This is a genomic window from Micromonospora sp. CPCC 206061 (assembly GCF_036906915.1).
In the GTDB taxonomy this organism is placed as follows: Bacteria; Actinomycetota; Actinomycetes; order Mycobacteriales; family Micromonosporaceae; genus Phytohabitans.
In genome coordinates, this window is record NZ_JBAKHX010000194.1 from 1 (window position 1) to 1661 (window position 1661).

3 protein-coding genes are annotated in these 1661 nt (G+C 64.5%); all 3 read left to right on the top strand.

What is annotated here, in order from left to right; all coding sequences use genetic code 11:
- The first annotated feature begins 131 nt into the window (after positions 1 to 131).
- The 3 genes from V6V89_RS41285 to V6V89_RS41295 all read left to right on the top strand — a co-directional run bounded on the left by V6V89_RS41285 (position 132) and on the right by V6V89_RS41295 (position 1613).
- Positions 132 to 812, top strand: coding sequence for a hypothetical protein (locus V6V89_RS41285; protein WP_334625197.1), 681 nt, complete (start codon positions 132 to 134; stop codon positions 810 to 812).
- Positions 813 to 1054: 242 nt separating this feature from the next.
- Positions 1055 to 1213: a hypothetical protein gene (locus tag V6V89_RS41290; protein ID WP_334625198.1), complete on the top strand. Its 159-nt coding sequence runs from the start codon at positions 1055 to 1057 to the stop codon at positions 1211 to 1213.
- 25 nt (positions 1214 to 1238) lie between these two features.
- Positions 1239 to 1613 (top strand): transposase, encoded by a 375-nt coding sequence (locus V6V89_RS41295; protein ID WP_334625199.1) that lies wholly within the window; start codon positions 1239 to 1241, stop codon positions 1611 to 1613.
- Positions 1614 to 1661: the final 48 nt, after the last annotated feature.

Consider the following 1661-nt stretch of genomic DNA (forward strand, 5'->3'; position numbering starts at 1 on the left):
GCCACTGCCCTCCGCGGTTTGGATCAATCGGCCAGCACTGCAGACGGCCGCACAACAGACGAAATAAAAAGATCTTGTCTCATTGATCTTGACAGGTTCCGCTGGGGCAGGGTCGGCTCACCCGCGCTGCCATGGCGCAGACGTTGCACCTATTGATGATCGACGTCCTTGGCTACCAGCGTTACGGCGCCTTTGGCGGCGACGTCGGCGGCGTGGTCACCGGTTGGCTGGGCGCTCTGTATCCCGAGCAGGTGGCAGGCATTCACATGATCCACCCACCGTTCCCAGACAGCTTCGACTCCCACCCGTTGTCGCCCGCCGAGCAGGCATACCTCGACGCCGACGCGGCCTACGACGAAACTGACGGCGGCTACAGCGCCATCATGGGCACCCGACCGGACACTGTCGCCGCGGCGCTGATCGACTCGCCGGCCGGACTGGCCGCCTGGCTCGTCGACAAGTACCGAGACTGGAGCGACAACCACGGGAACCTGGAAAGCCGGTTCGACCGGGATACCCTGCTGACGATCATCACCCTATATTGGGCGAGCGGCACGATCGGCTCCTCGTTCCGGCAGTACTTCGACTTCGAACACAACAGTCCACGACCCGACATCACGGTGCCGGCCGCGTTCACCGTGAGCAGCGAACCGTCGATGGCCAACTTCCCACGCGAGATCGCCGAACGGGCCTGCACCGACATCCGGCATTGGAGTGAGCCCGGTAGCGGTGGACACTTTATGCCGCTGGAGGAGCCGGACCTGCTCGCCGGCGAGTTGAGGCAGTTCTTCACGTCGCTCCGCCCGTACTGATCAGCAGCGGAGCCGGGTCACACCGGCTCGGCTCCGCTGTCGGGGTTCCGCATTCCTCGATCGAGACGTATAGGCTTCGACAACCCGTCGTCTTACCCGGAGCCCCGTCTCATGTGGATGATCAACACGTCGGCGACTTCAACCCGTTTTCATCAATCGAAGCGGTTGGAAAGCGGCACACGGCGGGACGGCCAGCCAGGAGCCAGGGTTAGCAGCCACGATGGCCAGCCAGCGGAGGGAAGATGACACTCGAAGATGAGGTTCGCGCCGTTTCGGCGGCGTGGGATGAGGCGCTGATCGGCAACGACGCGCCTCGGGTCGCCAGCTTTGTGACCGACGACTGGGTCTATGTCGGCCCGGACGGCGCCACGCCTAACGGGGTGTCTCAGATGGACGGATGATGATCTGGGGCATGATCTTTGTTCCGTGAGCGATGTCGATGACATGATCCGCACGTGGGCGCCGGACGATTTCTGGCAGGCGGCCCAACCTTTGATCCCTGTCGCGGCGGCTCGACCGCAGGGCGGCGGCAACCGCCGCGCCGATGACCGGGCCGTGCTGGCCGCGATCGTGTACCTGGTCCAGGCCGGTTGCTCCTGGCGCAAGCTACCCGCCGCCCTGTTCGGGGTCAGCCGAGCCACCGCGCATCGTCGGTTCACGCAGTGGACCAGGTCCGGGTTGTGGGAACAGTTGCACCAGCAGTTCCTGCACCGGCTGAACGTGATCACCGAGATCGACTGGTCCCGTGCCGTCGTGGACTCCATCGCCGTCCGGGCGACAAAAAGGGGCTCTCCTGCCTGATGTGTGGGTTAGGCAGGATGGCCGCGGCCGGGTAGATCGATGTGGTAG

Coding starts and splice junctions, on each gene's coding strand:
- V6V89_RS41285 (WP_334625197.1), top strand. CDS start 132: ATGGCGCAGACGTTGCACCTATTGATGATCGACGTCCTTGGCTACCAG.
- V6V89_RS41290 (WP_334625198.1), top strand. CDS start 1,055: ATGACACTCGAAGATGAGGTTCGCGCCGTTTCGGCGGCGTGGGATGAG.